Raw genomic sequence first — 16864 nt, 5'->3', positions numbered from 1 at the left:
ATAAATTATGAATAATGATTATGGAGTGTGAAAAATGGATTGGTCTTGGGCAGAAGCAGGTGTTAAGTGGATGGGAAGCTTAGGGGTATTTACTCTAGGAACTGTAACGGTAACAGGAATAGCAGGTTATCTTTTTAAAACAGTATTTACTCATACATTAAGTAAGCAGTCAGAGGAACATAAAGCATTATTGAATCAACAGACAGAGCATTATAAGTTACTGTTGAATCAACAAACAGAGCAGTATAAAGCGGAATTACAAAGAATGAATAATAAACATAATATTACATTTAGTAAATTACATATAGATAGAGCGGAAACAATACGACATTTATATATCAAATTAGTCAAGTTACATGATAGTTCTATGGAGTTATTAGGATATGATGGAATACTTACTCGATCAATTGGTAAGTCAATGAATCCTTCGGAGATGCAACAAGCGGTGGTTAAAACGTATCAAGATGCTAGTGAATTAAAAGATTATTTTTATGATAATCAGATTTACTTCTCAGAAGATATTTGTGAACTGCTTGAGAAAATATTAGGGAAAATGTATCCAATATTACTTGCTCTTTCAGGATATAAACATGAATGGGTTCAAGGAGCAGATTATTGGAAAGAAAAATTAGAGGAGATACCTGAGGATATTTTAAGTGAAATTCCAAAATTAAAATGTGCTCTTGAAAAAGAGTTTAGAAAGTTACTAGGAGTAATTGAGGAATAAATGATGTGAAAATAAGTGGCAGAGTCGTGACCGCTTTTTGGCAGTATATGTGCCGGTTGTTTTGGAATTTGCGTGTTATATTTGTATTATGAGAAGTGGCGGAAAACACAACTCACAAAGATTCCTTTATATATTTTCTAAACGGTTCATAATGAGGGCACATGAAATCCGAAACCAGCAGATGGTACTGATTGAATGTTACTGTTAATAAGGAGAGCTTTTGCTCTTCTTCCAGTTACTTAATATTGTTAGAGTAGATAAATGTTAACAACTTTAGGTGATTGGAAGAAGAATAAAACTGCATTTACCGTAAATTGAAGTGCAAATTAATACTTAATGAAAAAAGTATTCATTCGGGCGCTTTTTATTTTGTAGGGTCTTCTTCTTTTCTGTCGAATAGATAGAGAGAAGGGAGATGGAACAATGAGAATTACATATGATGAATTCAAGGAAAAAGCAGAAGCTCGAGAATTAAATAATTCCGATGGATACAAAAGAATTATAGAAGATTTGAGTGAATTTTATGATGAAGCAAAAGACTTTATATTCTTTTATCCTAGAAATTTATATAATAATGAGGAAACAGAGTTTATATTCTTTTTAAAAGACGGTTATTTAACTGTCAAAAAAATAAAAGAAAATTATCTATACGAGCAATTTAAATGCAAATTATTATCTAAGTCGCTAACTAAGGGCAAGTATGAACATGGTGAACATCTATTAAAGTTAAATTTCGACAATGGGAAAGAATTGTTTTTTAGCAGTACGATAGATGCGAATGAATATTGGGGAGTAGTATATACGAGAGCCATTATAGATTTGTACAAAGTTATGTAAAAAAGCATCCAAATCGGATGCTTTTTTGTTGTATAGAAATTACACATTAAAAATGAATATGAACAAAATGGACATTTGAAGGTGAGGCTACATATCTACTGGAATTTATACGAATAAAGATTGAGATTTTTGTAGATGGGGAATTCATATAAAAAATTCTTAAACGTAAAGTTGTAAATGATTTTAGACGATCTAGTAAGTACGCTCCCCGTAAAGATTCAAATACAGAATAAGATATCAAAAGTATATAAAGCTTGTTTTAATGCACTTGTTTCGGAAGTCAGCTTATGAGCGACACACTAGTTAGGCGGAGAAATCCCAGCTACGCGGTATGATACGTGACTGGGACAACTTTCCCAAATGGGACTACTGGAGCAAGTCACGATAGATGACAAACATGTTTTTCATTACCGTATTATGGATGACGAAAGGAAGTTTGTAGCGAAGAAGGGTGCAAAATGATATTGAAATTGCTAATTTTGTGGTAAAATTTGATATATTATTTTATGGAAATTCATGGAGGTATATATGGAAAATTTTTTAGCGCTATTAATTTTTACTTTTCCAGGTTTGATAACTTATTTCTGGATTCAATTATTTGGTGTCACACCAACAGTACGATATCAAGGTACAGAAATTCTGGCAATTAGTGCAATCCTCTGGATCCCGGTTAATATTGTCGTATTAACAATCTATAACATTACAATTTTTTTAGTTAAAACAGATTTATATTCAAAGTTAAACTTAAGTAGTATTTATGACATGGCATCATTAAATAAAATGTCAGGTAATTTCTTTTTCTTATTGTATTATGTGGTTACTAGTACAATAATAAGCTATTTATTTGCAAAAATTGTATCTGGGAAGATATACGATAAAATGCTAACTAAAGTAAATAAAATAAGAGTGAAGAATAATAAGGCGCCATTATCGAGAGAATCAAATGTATGGGATACCGTGTTTTTAAGTAATCAGGCACAAATAGTAAGGATCTCGAAATTAGATAATCCTAAAATGTTTATAGTAGGAGAAATACAAAATGTTTCTAGAACATATGAATTAGAAAAAAACATAGTATTGAGGGAAACAAAGTATTGGACCAAAATAGTTAAAGCGTATGATATAGAAATTGAAAAAGTATTTGTAGATATAAAAACAGGTATGCAGGTTGAAGTATATGACAGTAACGAATGCATAAAAGCACAATCCATGTATAATCAAAATCCACAAGCTGAAGACAATGAAGATTTGGAAACAATAGAAGAAATAAATCAATGAATTAGTAAAAAAGAAGTAGAATATTTCTACTTCTTTTTTGGGGTAGGACCTTTTGTGGTCATTGTTTTAATTGTTAATGACGGCTTATCGACGGAAGCTTTGGTATGTTTGGCTGAATTAACCATCGTTTTACCTAAAGGCTTTCTGTCAGAATTTTTTTCAGACATGAAAATTCCTCCTTTCTATGATGAGATATTATAATAGAATTATAATATAAATAACAGGTTAATAATGTTATTTTTTAGAAAAATATTTGAATAGTTTTAATAATTGGGGGTTGGAGGACTATGACGATAAATACTGTTGAGGATTTACAGTTTGCGACAGTGATAATTAGTACTAAAGATGATAAAGGTGAGCCGAACTGTGGTACGGGATTTATTATGGATTTAGGAGAAAAAACAATAAAAGGAGTACCTGTGAAGATTCCCGTAATTGTTACAAATAAACATGTGATAGAGGGAGCTGTGGAGGGAACAATTCAATTTCATGCAGTTACCAAAGAAGGTAAGCGAGAAGGGCAATGTAAATTTCATGTAGAGAATTTTGAAAAAAAATTCTATGATCACCCTGAAAAGGATGTAGATCTTTGCGCTATGGCAATTGCTCCTCTCCATGGATTAACAGCAAAAGATGGGATAAGACCTTACTACAAATCTGTATCTTTAAGTCAAGTAATGGATGAAAAGGGATTACAAGGGATATCAGCAACAAAGGATATTGTTGTTGTAGGCTATCCAAATGCAATTTGGGACGAAGTCAATAATTTCCCTATTTTCAGGAAGGGGATATTAGCTACAGCACCCTCCGTTAATTATAAAGGGGAGGAAGAGTTTTTAATTGACTGTGCTATATATCCAGGATCGAGTGGATCACCAGTATTTTCGATTGAAACTTTATTTGATTCAAAAACATTTGACCCTTTTTTGTCAATTAAATTGTTAGGAGTAGTATTTGCATCTTATGAGCACACTGCAGAGGGAGATGTAGTCATAGAAAAAATTCCTACAAGTGCATATAGTACGTTGATTCCTAATCATCTTGGTGTAGTTATTAAAAGTACGAGATTGTTTGAACTTGGAAAAATATTGGAAGATATCTATATACATAAAGAAGCGCCTATTTTGGATTATAGAGGAGAAAGTTTTGGTTCAATAATAACTATGGAAGAGTAAAGAAATTATATACTGAGATAATAGTGAGGGTGTATTTAAAAGGTTATACGTTACAGAACAAAGTGTTTTATGAGGCGATGTTTTGGTAAATCATAGCTATTTATACAAAAAATAAAAATATATAAGAGAAAAATCTTTTAGAGGGGGGCTAATTATCGGTAGTTATTTTGTGTATATTATTTATTTCCCTGTATAAATTAGTTTTCGATATGGATTTTTTAAAATATGATTCTTTTGAACAAGAAAATGTGAAACATTTTAGAAAGGGGCTGTTGATGTGAGAAAAATAGATGAGTCAAAAAGGCCGTTTTTTGAAACACATTGAAAAAAGGGGACAACTTACTTTGTACATGGTTATGCGGTAGGGATAGAGCAAAAAGTATACCTCGGAGAATTCAATTCATTAAAAGAAGCTAGACAATGTATTTACCGTTATGTACACAGGAACCCTAAATGAATACAATAATAGCCAATCCAGAGAAGACAAAGAGGATAAATGGCATGAGGATGTTTTACAAAATGAATATAAAAAGCAATATAAAGACCTTAAAAATTGGAAGAAATAAAAGTAGCGAATCCGCTGCTTTTTTATTTTATAGAAGAGGTTATCGTGAGGTGGGAATGGCAAAGGAATACGCAAAGAAGTTTTACAAGTCAACAGCATGGGTGAAGTGCAGAGAGTCATATATTGCTACAACATTAGATGGTATATGTGAGCATTGTAAGGAAGTTCCTGGCTATATTGTTGACCATATTGTTGAGATTACACCACAGAATATAGACAATCCAGATATCACATTGAATCACGAGAACCTACAATACTTATGCTTACCTTGCCATAATACAAAGACGTTTGGTAAGTCTGTATTGATTAGGGAAGATGTAATGTTTGATGCGAACGGCGATCTAATTAGGAGGGAGGAAAAGAAATGATATTAACAAAACAAGAACAAGCGGTTGTGATTGGAACGTTCATTTCAATACTTGGAGAGAATTTGGTGAATGAACATTTCGATGCTAAGAGGTTAGAGGAAGTGAGTAAAACCCATAATGAAATGCACGATAATACCACGCCAAGAGAAAGAAGAGCAGCAATGATTAGTTTGCTTAATAAAATGATGGATGAATTCCTGAAAGGATAGGCCCCCTATGAAGGAAGGAGTTAAAGGTCTATCGGGGACCGATAGGGGAGCTTCGTGTAACACACAGGTCATTTCGCGTGACCCCCCTACCCCAAAACGGAAGAAATGAGGTGTTATTGATGGCGATTAAGAAAGAGTTAACAAAAGAAGACCGAGTTAAAAAGGAAATTAACAGACTTAAACGGATATATAAAGAAATGCCAAAAGATACCCTCTTGGTTGTGGATGGGCTAATTGTTGAAGCTGCAGACCTAAGAGTTCGATTAGAAGATATCCGAAAAGATCTCGATGAGAATGGTTATGATGAAATGTTCTCGCAATCTGAGAATCAAGAACCATATGAAAGAGAACGTCCACAAGCTCGTCGGTATATATCGATGAATAAAAATTATCAGAGCATTATGAAGCAATTAGGTGATTACGTTCCTAAACCGGATCCAAAGAAAAAAGAAGAAAATGATGATGAATTTGAAAAGTTTGTGCAGAAGCGATGAGAAAACAATATCCATTATCACATAACCCGATAATAGAGTATCACAATAAAATTGAATCCGGTGAAATTGTAGTAGGCAACAAAGTTAAGCGTATTTATAAGAAGCTTGTTGATGATGTTTATAGCAATGATTCAGAGTACGAATATGACCCTAATCGGGCCAATCATGTTATTGAATTTATCGAAAATTTTTGTAAACATAGCAAAGCAAAATGGGCAGGTAAACCAATTGATTTAGAACTTTGGCAACAGGCTTTTTTGGCTGCTACTTTTGGCTTTGTTCATAAAATCGATGGGACCAGAAAGTACCGAGAAGCATTTTTAGTAGTCGCACGTAAAAATGGTAAGTCCACACTTTCATCTGGTATATGTTTGTACCTACAAGTTGCAGATGGTGAAGGTGGATCAGAAGTTTATGCAGTAGCAACCAAGGAACAGCAAGCAAAAATCGTTTGGTCGGAATCCAAAAGAATGGTGAAAAAGTCACCCGCTTTATCAAAGAGGATAAAAACTTTAGTTAAAGAATTAACTGCTGATTTTAACGATAGTGTATTTAAACCAGTGGGTAGTGATAGCGATACATTAGACGGATTAAACGTTCATGGAGCTTCTTTGGATGAAATTCATGCGTGGAAGGATAAGAATTTATATGACGTAATTGTCGATGGTACTTCGGCACGTGAGCAACCATTAATTCTTATGATTACAACGGCCGGAACGGTAAGAGAATCCGTTTATGATATGAAGTATGATGAAGCAGAAATGTTACTGAATGGATTGGATGATGAAGAGGGTTATAAAGACGATCGTTTTTTACCTGTTATTTATGAACTTGATAAAAGAGAAGAATGGACTGACAAAACAAAATGGTCTAAAGCTAATCCTGGTTTAGGCACCATAAAGAAAATAGATAACTTAGAAACGAAAGTAAATAAAGCTAAGGCTAATTCTCTTTTAGTTAGCAATTTATTAACTAAAGACTTTAATATTCGTGAAACATCATCGGAAGCATGGTTAACATTTGAACAATTAAACAACTTAGCTTCTTATAATATCAATGAACTAAGACCTTCGTATGGAATTGGTGGTTGCGATTTATCTTCAACAACCGATTTAACGGCAGCGAAGGTTATTTTTATGGTTTCTGGCGATCCGCATATATATGTTAAACAGATGTACTGGCTTCCAGAAGACTTGTTAGAAAAACGAAGTACAGAAGATAAAATACCGTATAATCGTTGGCATGACTTAGGGTTACTTAGGACTACTCCTGGCAATTCGGTTCATTACAAATATGTAACAGAATGGTTCTTAGAAATACGTGATGAATACGGTATTTATCTCCCATGGATTGGTTATGACCGATGGAGTGCGAATTATTGGGTTGAGGAAATGGAAGGATATTTCGGTAAGGAAGCTATGATTCCAGTCGCGCAAGGTAAACAAACATTATCAAGCCCGATGAGGCTTTTAGGAGCTGACTTAGAATCAAACTTGATTAACTATAACAATAATCCTATCGACAAGTGGTGCTTATCTAACACCGCAGTTGATATTGATAAAAACTTAAACATACAACCGAATAAAACGAAGAATCAACGTCGCCGTATTGATGGGACAGCGGCACTTTTAAATGCGTATGTAGTCCTTCAAGAGAAACGAAATGATTATTTAAATATGATTTAAGGGAGGTGATAAATTGGGATTATTCGATAAGATGTTTGGCAAGAAGCAAGCACCTACAACAACTCGCTTTGAAATGGTGAACGATAACGGGGGCGGTTTTTTTTCATGGAATGGTGATATATATCAAAGTGACATTATTCGAGCGTGTATACGACCTAAGGCGAAGGCTGTTGGTAAATTGGTCGCTAAACATATTAGAGATAATACAACTGAATTTAAGGTGAATCCTGATCCTTATATACGATTTATTTTAGAAGAGCCGAACCCATTAATGACGGGCCAGATGTTTCAAGAAAAGATGACGGTTCAGTTAGAACTGAATCATAATGCATTCGCTTATATCAAACGTGATGAATTAGGTTATGCTACTGAAATTTATCCTATTCCATGTATGAATGTAGAAGTTGTGGAAGGCGTACAAGGGGACATATTCCTAAAGTTTTATTTTAAGAATGGTAAAAGAATGACTGTTCCATACACAGATATCATTCATTTACGAAAAGATTTTAATGAAGATGATTTTTTTGGTGAACATCCTGGTAAATCATTGGCATCTCTTATGGATATCGTTTCAACTACTGACCAAGGTATTGTAAAAGCGATTAAAAATAGTGCAATCATTAAATGGGTTCTTAAATTCAAATCTGTATTGAAGCAAGATGATATTGATATGCAGGTTAGCAATTTCGTTAAAAATTATCTAAGTATTGATAATGTAAACGGAGGCGCAGCGGCTACTGATCCTCGTTATGATTTAGATCAAGTTAAGAATGAGGCATTTGTTCCTGACTCAAAGCAGATGCAAGAAACAACTCAAAGGATTTATAACTTCTTCAACACAAACGAACAAATTATACAAAGTAAATATTCAGAAGATGAATGGAATTCATATTACGAATCTGAAATAGAACCATTAGCAATGCAGTTTGCAGGTGAAATGACCCGCAAGCTTTTTTCACGTCGGGAAAGAGGGTTTGGAAACAAAATAATATATGAAGCCTCAAGCCTGCAGTACGCTTCCATGAGCACGAAGATGAATCTTGTTCAATTTGTGGATAGAGCGATGATGACACCAAATGAAGTCCGGCAAATCCTTAACATGGGTCCTATTGATGGTGGAGACAGAGTATTGATGAGATTGGATATGGCTCCAATAACAGCTAGTGAAGGGGGTGAGAACGATGGACAAGACGGAACAACGTGAACTAGTAACACAAACGATGGAAATTAGGGAAGATGAAAACGGCAATAAAATTCTTTCTGGTTATGCTGTAAAGTGGGGTAAAAATTCAGTTGTGATGGGTTATTATCGTAAATTTCGCGAACAGTTTAGACAAGGTGCATTCTTAGAGTCATTGCAAAAGGATGATCAACGTTTCTTATGGTCGCATGATACATCTAAAGTTCTAGGAAGAACAAAGAATAACACCTTGCAATTAGCGGAAGATTCCATTGGGTTAAGGTTCGAATTGACATTGCCCAAAACAACACTTGGAAACGACACATACGAAACAATCAAGCGTGGCGATGTCGATGGTGTTAGCTTTGGTTTTAGTATGATAACCGAGGAAATAGATGAACCTGACGATGACTTAATGTTACGAACGGTAATCAAGGCTAAGTTATTAGAGGTTAGCGCAGTCGCTTTTCCTGCTTATCCTGATTCGGAAGTTAGTGCGAGGGGTTACGATCCATACAAACATCATGAAGAAAGAAAATATAAAGAAGAATTACGTAAAAAACTAATCTTAAAAACTTACTTATAGAGGAGAATGATATATGAATCGTTTGCAAGAAATTTTACAACGTAAAGCGGAAATCCGCACGGCATTAGAAGGTAGTGGAGAAGTTGATTTAGTAGCATTAGAAACTGAATTACGCGAACTAAGCGAAGAACAAACAGGAATTGAGACACGTCAACGTTTATTGCAAGAAGCTAGTGCTATTAATGACGGTGGTGCACCTGAAACTCGCACAATTCACACTTTCAACACTCAACAGCATGAAGAACGCGAATTCGGAACAGATTCACTAGAATATCGTAATGCTTTCATGAATTATGTGTTACGTGGGGAAGCAATCCCTGCTGAACTTCGCGCTAATGCAGTTACAAAAACTGGCGATGTAGGATCTGTTATTCCACAAACTGTATTGAATCAAATTATTGAAAAAATAGAAGCTGTTGGAATGATTCTTCCATTAGTTACACGTACAGCTATTAAAGGCGGAGTAACTGTTCCGACTTCAGCTGTTAAACCAGTTGCAACATGGGTAGCTGAAAGTGCTGGAAGTGATAAACAGAAGAAACCTACTGGCAGTATTACTTTTAACTACAATAAATTACGTTGTGCTGTAGCTGTTTCTCTTGAAGTAGATACTATGGCACTAGTAGTCTTTGAGTCTACTTTAATCAACAATATTGTGGAAGCAATGACAAAAGCAATTGAACAATCAATTATTAGTGGAACTGGTTCTGGACAACCAAAAGGTATTTTGACTGAAACTCCTGTTACAGGACAAGCATTAGATATCGCTAAAATCGAATACAAAACGCTCATTGATGCAGAAGCGGCATTACCACTTGAATATGAAGCAAATGCTGTTTGGACAATGACAAAGAAAACATTTATGGCATTTTCAGCTATGACAGATAGTGCAGGACAACCAATTGCACGTACTAATTATGGTATCGCGGGTAAACCGGAACGAGTTTTATTAGGGCGTCCAGTTAATTTATGCAACTATGTTGATAGTTTCTCGACTGCAGCAAATGGTAAACCATTTGCATTCTTATTTAACTACAAAGATTATATTCTTAACACTAACTATCAAATGGGAGTTAAGAAATATGAAGACAATGAGACTGATGACCTTGTAACAAAGGCAATCATGATTGTGGATGGTAAGGTTGTCGATAATAACTCATTAGTAGTTCTTAAAAAGGCAGTTGCAGTTTAAGGAGTTGATAATAAATGAAAAGCTTAGTAATTAAGCCATTTATCGATAAGGATACACAAATAGGATATTCAGAAGGCGATGTGTACGAGTCAGAAGACCCGGAACGCATCGCTTTCTTACAAGAAGAAGGATTCCTTAAAGTAAAACAAGAGTATTCTAACGGACTTCATCATGTAGGTGGTGGGTATTATCAACTACCTAATGGTGAAAAAATCAAAGGGAAAGAAGCTGCACTTGAATCTTTAAAAGAACTGGAGCAAGTTGGTGAATAACAATGATGCTTACAACTGTTAAGAAGGCGTTGCGTGTCTCTCATAATGATCTTGATGATGAAATTGATGATTTGATTGAAGCGGCCCGATATGATTTGAAGTTATCGGGCGTTTCTGGTTTCAAATCGAATGATGATACTGATCCATTAATTAAGCGTGCGATTATCACTTATACGAAAGCTAATTTCATTCCAGATGCAAAGGAATCTGAGCGATTCCAATTATCATATAACATGCTTAAAAATCATCTAACTTTAGCAGGTGATTATAAATGAACGATATTCTACATTTCCCAATCGTTACAGTTATTGAAGATGGATTAGGGCAAAAAGAAGAAACGGAAATGTTTAGTAGACAAGTATTTTGTAAAAAGAAATCTGTCCCACAATCAGAATTCTTTCAAGCTGGACAAAGTGACATTAAAGCTAGCCATGTATTGATTGTTCATGTCTTGGATTACCAGGATGAACGAAAAGTAAAGTATAGAGATAAGGAATTTAGCATATACCGCACATATGAAAGAGATGATGAAAAAATCGAGCTTTATTGTGAGGTGAAAGCTAGTGGCTAGTATTGATAACATTGCAAATGAGATTGCTAGAGAACTACAAAGGTACGGAAATGAAGTAGAAGAAAAATTAGAAGTTGCAAAAGAAGAGGTTGCAAATGATCTAGTGAGTGACCTGAAAGAGAATAGCCCTAAAAATACAGGTAAGTATGCGAAGGGATGGCGTAAGAAGAAGGATGGCAATGCAATTATTGTTCATAATGCATTAAAGCCTCAGCTTACACACCTGCTAGAAAAAGGACACGCAAAAGCCAATGGTGGACGCGTACCGGCTCAAGTTCATATTGATCCAGCTGAAGAAAAAGCAATAAATGAATTTGTAGAGCGAGTCGAAAGGGCGATTCAACAATGAATTTAATTGAATTAAAGAAGATTCTTGGTGCTACAGGTTATCCTGTGGCTTATTCGCATTTCACAGCGTTACCAGGTAATCCGATACCAAAGCCACCATATATTTGTTTTCTTGCGGATGGATCAGCGAATTTAATGGCTGATAACAAGGTTTATCACAAGATAAATGATTTAAATATAGAGCTTTACACAACTAAAAAGGATTTAGCTGCTGAAGCTAAACTTGAACAAGTCTTAGATGACAATGAGATTCCTTATGAATCATATGGGACTTTTATTGAATCAGAAAAAATGTATCAAAAAATATATGAAACGAGGTTGATGTAAATGAAGAATGAAAACAAAGTAACATTCGGTTTGAAGAATGTACATTATGTGCCAATTGATATTGAAGGATTTTTAGTGAAGTTTGGTACACCAATTCCACTACCTGGTGGAGTTGAATTAACTTTTGAACCACGCGGTGATTTAATTGAATTCTATGCAGATGACATGCTTTATTACGCGGCAAGTAATAACCAAGGTTACGATGGAACGTTATCCATTGCGACTATTCCAGAACAATTTGCTATCGATGCATTAGGTGAGCAATTAGATGAAACAGACGGTGTATTAAATGAGTTAGCTGATGCCAAAGGAAAATCATTTGCATTACTATTTGAATTCGATGGCGATGTGAACGCAACTCGACATGTTATGTATAACTGTGCAGCAAGTCGTCCAACAATTGCATCTAAAACAAAAACAAATTCTGCTGAGCCAAATACAAATGAATTGAAATTCGTTTCTAGTCCAATTGTTTTAGCGCCTGGTGGCAGACCAATGGTTAAAACAAAAACAACATCTAAAACAACTCAAGCAATTTATGATAATTGGTACAAAGAAGTTTACGTGAAAAAAACAGTATCACAGGGGGCGTAATTAAGTGGAAAAGACAATCATAATTGATGGTAAACAGGTTCGATTAAAAGCTACAGCGGCAACAGTTAAACGATATAAAGCACAATTCAGACGAAATTTATTTGCAGATATGATGGGGTTAGGAGCGATTAATGCTTTAACTTCACCAGATGGGTCAGAACAACCTATTGATATGTCTAATGTTGATATAAGTAAAGTGGACTTTGAACTTATTTATGACTTGACTTGGTTATACGCTAAAACGGCTGATCCAAGCATTCCTGATCCTATGACGTGGTTGGATGAATTTGAAGAATTCCCTATTGAAGAAATCATGCCAGAAATCATGGAATTAGTTCAACTCACTATGGGAGCAAAAAAAAAATAACAGGAAATGATGACGAGCAAGGAACTTTCGGTGATGAAGAATTAACAACCGATACGTTCCTTGCTCTTTGTTATAAAGCAAAATTAACACGTTGGGATTTAGAAGATATGACAATCGGTGATTGTTTTGATTATATTTCTGAATTTGCTGAAATGGAAAATCCAGATAAAGAAAAAGTAAGAAAAGCGAATCAAAAAGATTACGATTCTTTCTAAGAAATGAGGTGAAAATATGGCAGGAAGAATTAAAGGAATTACGGTTGAGATTGGCGGTAATACCGTTGGTTTACAAAACGCCTTAAAGGATGTTAATAAACGTAGTAATGATTTAGCAAAAGAGTTAAAAGATGTAGAACGTCTTTTGAAATTTGATCCTGGAAATGTAGAAGCATTAGCTCAGAAGCAAAAATTACTTACTCAACAAATTGAAAATACAACTGAAAAACTAGATAAGTTAAAGGCAGCAGAACAACAAGTACAAGCACAATTTCAAAACGGTAAGATTTCTGAAGAACAATATCGAGCGTTTAGGCGTGAAATTGAATTTACAGAAGGGTCACTTAATGGTCTTAAAAATAAATTAGGAAACATGAAAGCCGAGCAAGAAAATGTAGCAAGTTCAACTAGACAATTAGAAACATTATTTAGGGCTACAGGAAAAAGTGTTGATGATTTTGCAGGAGCGTTAGGAAATCGTCTTGTGAATGCAATTAAAAGTGGAACGGCTACAAGTAGACAGTTAGAGCAGGCAATTGGAATTATCGGTCGAGAAGCATTAGGGACAGAAGCAGATATTGAAAAGTTACAACGTGCGCTTCGATCTGTGGATGATGGGAACTCCATTCAACAAGTGCGAAATGAATTAAAAGATTTACAACAAGAAGCCCAAAGAACACAAAAGGAATTTAAAGAATTAGATATTGGTTTAGAAAATGTACTTGGGACGATGGTTGCTGGTGGTGGTATTGCAGGAACCATTGAACAAGCACTTGATATGTCTAAATTAAAAACAAAAATTGATATAACTTTTGATGTCCCTGAGTCTTCGAAAAAATCCGTAGAAGAAGCAGTTAGAGGTATCGAAGCCTATGGTGTTGATGGGGAAGCGGCTTTAGAAGGTGTGCGTAGGCAGTGGGCATTGAATAAAGGTGTAAGTGATGAAGCGAATGCAGCAGTTGTTAAAGGAGCGGCAGCTATTTCACAAGCCTATTCTGGTATAGATTTTACTGAGTTAATTCAAGAAGCACATGAAATTGGCAATGAATTAGGAATAACCGATGATGCCGCATTAGTTTTAACAAACTCTCTTTTAAAAGTCGGATTCCCTTCTGAACAATTGGATATAATCGCCGAATATGGAGGGCAATTAACACGAGCTGGATATAATGCAGAGGAAGTACAAGCTATTATGGAAGCTGGTGTTGAAACTGGTACTTGGAACATTGATAATCTCTTAGATGGTTTGAAAGAGGGGCGTATTAAAGCCGCTGAGTTTGGTCAAGGTATCGATAAAGCAATGAAAGAAACCCTTGAAGGTACTAATATTTCAGCTGAACAATTGCAAAAATGGGGTCAAGCTGTAGCTAATGGTGGTAAAGAAGGTTCGGCAGCTATGACTGATATTGCTCTAGCATTATCACAAGTAGAAGATGAAACGAAACGTAACGAATTAGGGGTAAAGCTTTTCGGTAGATGATAAATTGTGCCGAAGTAAAATTGCGGTATGAAGCAAGGAGGGTGCGATTCCTAACTTGAACCGAAGGCTATATAAAATATAGTCAGGGGCAGAGCATAGAGGGTGAAAAGATATAATCCCTCCACGAGACCGCGACACTTTATAAGTGAAAACGTATGCCGAACTTACAGGAAATGAACTGTAAGAAGTAGAGGATAAAAAGCCTTTACGATAACAAAATGACAATGTATGAAGATCAAGGGCAAAACATCATTAATACTTTGCTAGGAGCGAAAGAAAAAACAGTCGATTTCAAAAAAAATCAAGATCAATTAAATGACTCAATAAAGAAAATGGATGCGAATCCAGCTGTTAAAATGCAAAAGGCTTTAGGTGATTTAAAGATGGCGCTAGAACCAGTGTTATCAGTTGTAGCTGATCTGGTATCTAAATTTGCTGAATGGGTTACTAATAATCCAGCATTGGCAGCAACGCTTGCAGCCGTAGCAACTGCCATTGGTATAATTTCCGGTGCGATTATGGCACTTGCGCCTATAGTTGTGACGGTCATGAGTATCTTCGGGATTGGAGCGGCTGCAGCGGCTGGTATAGTTGCCATTGTTCCAATTATCATAGCCGCTATAGTTGCTTTAGGTGTAGCCATTTATAAAAACTGGGACGATATCAAAAATTGGACAATAGAAACCTGGAATTCTATTAAAGAATACTTAATAGGACTGTGGGACAGTATAGTTCAATTATCTAGTGAAGTTTGGGCTTCACTTTTAGAAACAATGCATGCATTTTTTGATCCCATTGGTCAATTTTTTAGTGATTTATGGACAGGTATAGGTCAGATATGTAGTGATACATGGAATTCCATAGTGGAATTCTTTTCGGGGGCCTGGGCTTCATTCACAGAAATGATGCATAGTTTCTTTGATCCAGTAGGCGAATTCTTTAGTAGTTTATGGTCCGGGATTGTCGAAACGGCTTCTTCTTGGTGGTCTTCTTTAGTTACAACAGCTTCCGAATTGTGGGGGGCGTTAACTCAAGCTTGGCAGGAAACTTGGAATACGATTCTTACTGTTTTAGATCCAATTATTTCGGCGGTTTCTACCATTTTAGAAGCGGGTTGGCTGTTAATACAGGCAGGTGCACAAATTGCATGGGCGGCAATATCTCAATATATTATTCAACCGATTCAAGAAGCTTACGACTGGGTAAGTGGAAAAATCGGCGAGTTAGTTACGTGGCTTGGTACACAATGGGAAATTGCAAAAGCTGTGGCACAAGTTGCATGGGGGTTATTTAAACAATATATCATTCAACCCGTCCTAGACACTTGGAACTTTGTAAAAGAAAAATTTGGCGATTTGATATCTTGGTTAAGTTCGAAATGGGAAGAGATAAAATCCTTTACTTTAGCAGCTTGGAACTTAATCAAACAGTATGTTATTCAACCTGTTCAAGATCTGTGGAATACGACAAAAGAAAAAATTGGTGCTTTGAAATCTTGGATATTGGAGAACTGGGAATCTATAAAATCCGTTACACTCTCATCGTGGAATGCGGTGAAGAAATATGTGATTGATCCAGTAACTGAAGCTTATAATTCAGCGAAACAAAAATTTACCGATTTATATAACTCAGCAAAAGAAAAATTTGATTCTGTGAAGAATGCAGCACAGGAAAAATTTGAAGAGGCAAAACGGTTTATTATTGACCCAATAAAAGATGCGGTTGGCAAAGTAGAAGAATTTATTGGGAAGATTAAGGGATTCTTTAGTGACTTGAAGTTAAAAATTCCAAAACCTGAAATGCCACCTCTTCCACATTTCAGCTTGGAAACAAGCACGAAAAACGTTTTAGGTAAAGATGTTACTTATCCTTCCGGAATCAATATTGATTGGCGTGCGAAAGGTGGTATCTTCACTAAACCGACAATATTCGGGATGAATGGTGGTAATTTACAAGGAGCAGGAGAAGCTGGAAAAGAAGCGGTTTTACCATTAAATAAAAAGACACTTGGAGATATTGGTGAAGGTATTGCTAAAACTATGATTGGTACTACCGGATCTATGAGTCAATTAATGGGTGATATGAGTCGCATGATGGATAGTTCTATGAGCCAGTTATCAGGATTAAAGACTGTGATGAGTGGTGTATATGGAAGTATGTCAAACAGCAAACAAGCAATGACAAGCGGTGTATCAAATCAAGTGTTTAATTACTCGTCTGGATCATCTGGTGGCGGAGCAATTCCAATGCTTGGTGGTGACTTGGTAGTTGAGGTTCCTATTGTTTTAGAGGGGCGAGATGTGGCACGTGGTACTTATCGATATACAACCGAGTATCAAGATAGAGAAACAGCAAGAAACTCAGCCTTTTAGGTTTGGGTTTCTTTTATTTTAT

20 protein-coding genes and 2 pseudogenes are annotated in these 16864 nt (G+C 35.5%); 21 read left to right on the top strand and 1 reads right to left on the bottom strand.

Features of this window, described 5'->3' with window-relative positions; translation table 11 throughout:
- Positions 1 to 34 precede the first annotated feature (34 nt).
- From MHI07_RS17550 to MHI07_RS17540, 3 genes are all read left to right on the top strand, one after another.
- Positions 35 to 727 (top strand): hypothetical protein, encoded by a 693-nt coding sequence (locus MHI07_RS17550; protein ID WP_340825442.1) that lies wholly within the window; start codon positions 35 to 37, stop codon positions 725 to 727.
- 423 nt (positions 728 to 1150) lie between these two features.
- Complete coding sequence (locus MHI07_RS17545) at positions 1151 to 1564, top strand: hypothetical protein (protein ID WP_340825440.1); 414 nt, start codon at positions 1151 to 1153, stop codon at positions 1562 to 1564.
- A gap of 528 nt (positions 1565 to 2092) precedes the next feature.
- On the top strand, positions 2093 to 2842 hold the full coding sequence (locus tag MHI07_RS17540) for a hypothetical protein (protein ID WP_340825437.1): 750 nt from the start codon (positions 2093 to 2095) through the stop codon (positions 2840 to 2842).
- A gap of 26 nt (positions 2843 to 2868) precedes the next feature.
- Here MHI07_RS17540 and MHI07_RS17535 read toward each other — a convergent pair whose 3' ends face one another.
- Positions 2869 to 3009 (bottom strand): hypothetical protein, encoded by a 141-nt coding sequence (locus tag MHI07_RS17535; RefSeq protein WP_340825436.1) that lies wholly within the window; start codon positions 3007 to 3009, stop codon positions 2869 to 2871.
- Between the two features lie 120 nt (positions 3010 to 3129).
- Between MHI07_RS17535 and MHI07_RS17530 the strand changes: the two genes are divergently transcribed.
- The 18 genes and pseudogenes from MHI07_RS17530 (at position 3130) to MHI07_RS17445 (ending at position 16842) form a co-directional block, all read left to right on the top strand.
- Positions 3130 to 4017 carry a S1 family peptidase gene (locus MHI07_RS17530; protein ID WP_340825433.1) on the top strand — a complete coding sequence of 296 codons (888 nt, stop codon included), beginning with the start codon at positions 3130 to 3132 and terminating at the stop codon, positions 4015 to 4017.
- Between the two features lie 277 nt (positions 4018 to 4294).
- Positions 4295 to 4583 (top strand): annotated as a pseudogene (locus MHI07_RS17525) (hypothetical protein).
- Between the two features lie 55 nt (positions 4584 to 4638).
- A complete protein-coding gene (locus tag MHI07_RS17520) occupies positions 4639 to 4950 on the top strand; it encodes an HNH endonuclease signature motif containing protein (RefSeq protein ID WP_340826914.1) in 312 nt (103 codons plus the stop codon).
- Complete coding sequence (locus MHI07_RS17515) at positions 4947 to 5159, top strand: hypothetical protein (RefSeq protein ID WP_340825431.1); 213 nt, start codon at positions 4947 to 4949, stop codon at positions 5157 to 5159. The genes MHI07_RS17520 and MHI07_RS17515 overlap by 4 nt, the downstream gene beginning before the upstream one ends.
- Before the next feature lie 119 nt (positions 5160 to 5278).
- On the top strand, positions 5279 to 5653 hold the full coding sequence (locus MHI07_RS17510) for a hypothetical protein (RefSeq protein ID WP_340825429.1): 375 nt from the start codon (positions 5279 to 5281) through the stop codon (positions 5651 to 5653).
- On the top strand, positions 5650 to 7338 hold the full coding sequence (locus MHI07_RS17505) for a terminase large subunit (protein WP_340825427.1): 1689 nt from the start codon (positions 5650 to 5652) through the stop codon (positions 7336 to 7338). Before MHI07_RS17510 ends, MHI07_RS17505 begins: the two co-directional genes overlap by 4 nt.
- A 13-nt stretch (positions 7339 to 7351) precedes the next feature.
- A complete protein-coding gene (locus tag MHI07_RS17500; RefSeq protein ID WP_340825425.1) occupies positions 7352 to 8542 on the top strand; it encodes a phage portal protein in 1191 nt (396 codons plus the stop codon).
- Positions 8520 to 9104 carry an HK97 family phage prohead protease gene (locus MHI07_RS17495; protein ID WP_340825423.1) on the top strand — a complete coding sequence of 195 codons (585 nt, stop codon included), beginning with the start codon at positions 8520 to 8522 and terminating at the stop codon, positions 9102 to 9104. The genes MHI07_RS17500 and MHI07_RS17495 overlap by 23 nt, the downstream gene beginning before the upstream one ends.
- Positions 9105 to 9117: 13 nt before the next feature.
- The gene (locus tag MHI07_RS17490; RefSeq protein ID WP_340825420.1) at positions 9118 to 10296 is read left to right on the top strand and encodes a phage major capsid protein; all 1179 of its coding nucleotides are present in this window, start codon (positions 9118 to 9120) and stop codon (positions 10294 to 10296) included.
- A 14-nt stretch (positions 10297 to 10310) separates the two neighbouring features.
- Positions 10311 to 10568, top strand: coding sequence for a hypothetical protein (locus tag MHI07_RS17485; RefSeq protein WP_340825418.1), 258 nt, complete (start codon positions 10311 to 10313; stop codon positions 10566 to 10568).
- A gap of 2 nt (positions 10569 to 10570) precedes the next feature.
- Positions 10571 to 10843 (top strand): head-tail connector protein, encoded by a 273-nt coding sequence (locus MHI07_RS17480; RefSeq protein ID WP_340825416.1) that lies wholly within the window; start codon positions 10571 to 10573, stop codon positions 10841 to 10843.
- On the top strand, positions 10840 to 11139 hold the full coding sequence (locus MHI07_RS17475; protein ID WP_340825414.1) for a phage head closure protein: 300 nt from the start codon (positions 10840 to 10842) through the stop codon (positions 11137 to 11139). The genes MHI07_RS17480 and MHI07_RS17475 overlap by 4 nt, the downstream gene beginning before the upstream one ends.
- Positions 11132 to 11488, top strand: coding sequence for an HK97 gp10 family phage protein (locus tag MHI07_RS17470; protein ID WP_340825412.1), 357 nt, complete (start codon positions 11132 to 11134; stop codon positions 11486 to 11488). Before MHI07_RS17475 ends, MHI07_RS17470 begins: the two co-directional genes overlap by 8 nt.
- Positions 11485 to 11814 (top strand): hypothetical protein, encoded by a 330-nt coding sequence (locus MHI07_RS17465; protein WP_340825410.1) that lies wholly within the window; start codon positions 11485 to 11487, stop codon positions 11812 to 11814. The genes MHI07_RS17470 and MHI07_RS17465 overlap by 4 nt, the downstream gene beginning before the upstream one ends.
- Complete coding sequence (locus MHI07_RS17460) at positions 11815 to 12408, top strand: major tail protein (RefSeq protein ID WP_340825408.1); 594 nt, start codon at positions 11815 to 11817, stop codon at positions 12406 to 12408.
- 4 nt (positions 12409 to 12412) lie between these two features.
- Positions 12413 to 12775 carry a hypothetical protein gene (locus MHI07_RS17455; protein WP_340825406.1) on the top strand — a complete coding sequence of 121 codons (363 nt, stop codon included), beginning with the start codon at positions 12413 to 12415 and terminating at the stop codon, positions 12773 to 12775.
- Positions 12776 to 13006: 231 nt separating this feature from the next.
- Positions 13007 to 14464 (top strand): annotated as a pseudogene (locus tag MHI07_RS17450) (DUF2207 domain-containing protein); the annotation flags it as partial.
- Positions 14465 to 14688: 224 nt separating this feature from the next.
- A complete protein-coding gene (locus MHI07_RS17445; protein WP_340825403.1) occupies positions 14689 to 16842 on the top strand; it encodes a phage tail tape measure protein in 2154 nt (717 codons plus the stop codon).
- The last annotated feature ends 22 nt before the right edge of the window (positions 16843 to 16864 follow it).

It is taken from the genome of Bacillus sp. FSL H8-0545 (genome assembly GCF_038006105.1).
Taxonomy (GTDB): Bacteria; Bacillota; Bacilli; order Bacillales; family Bacillaceae_G; genus Bacillus_A; species Bacillus_A cereus_U.
This window is presented reverse-complemented; position numbering and strand designations above follow the sequence as displayed.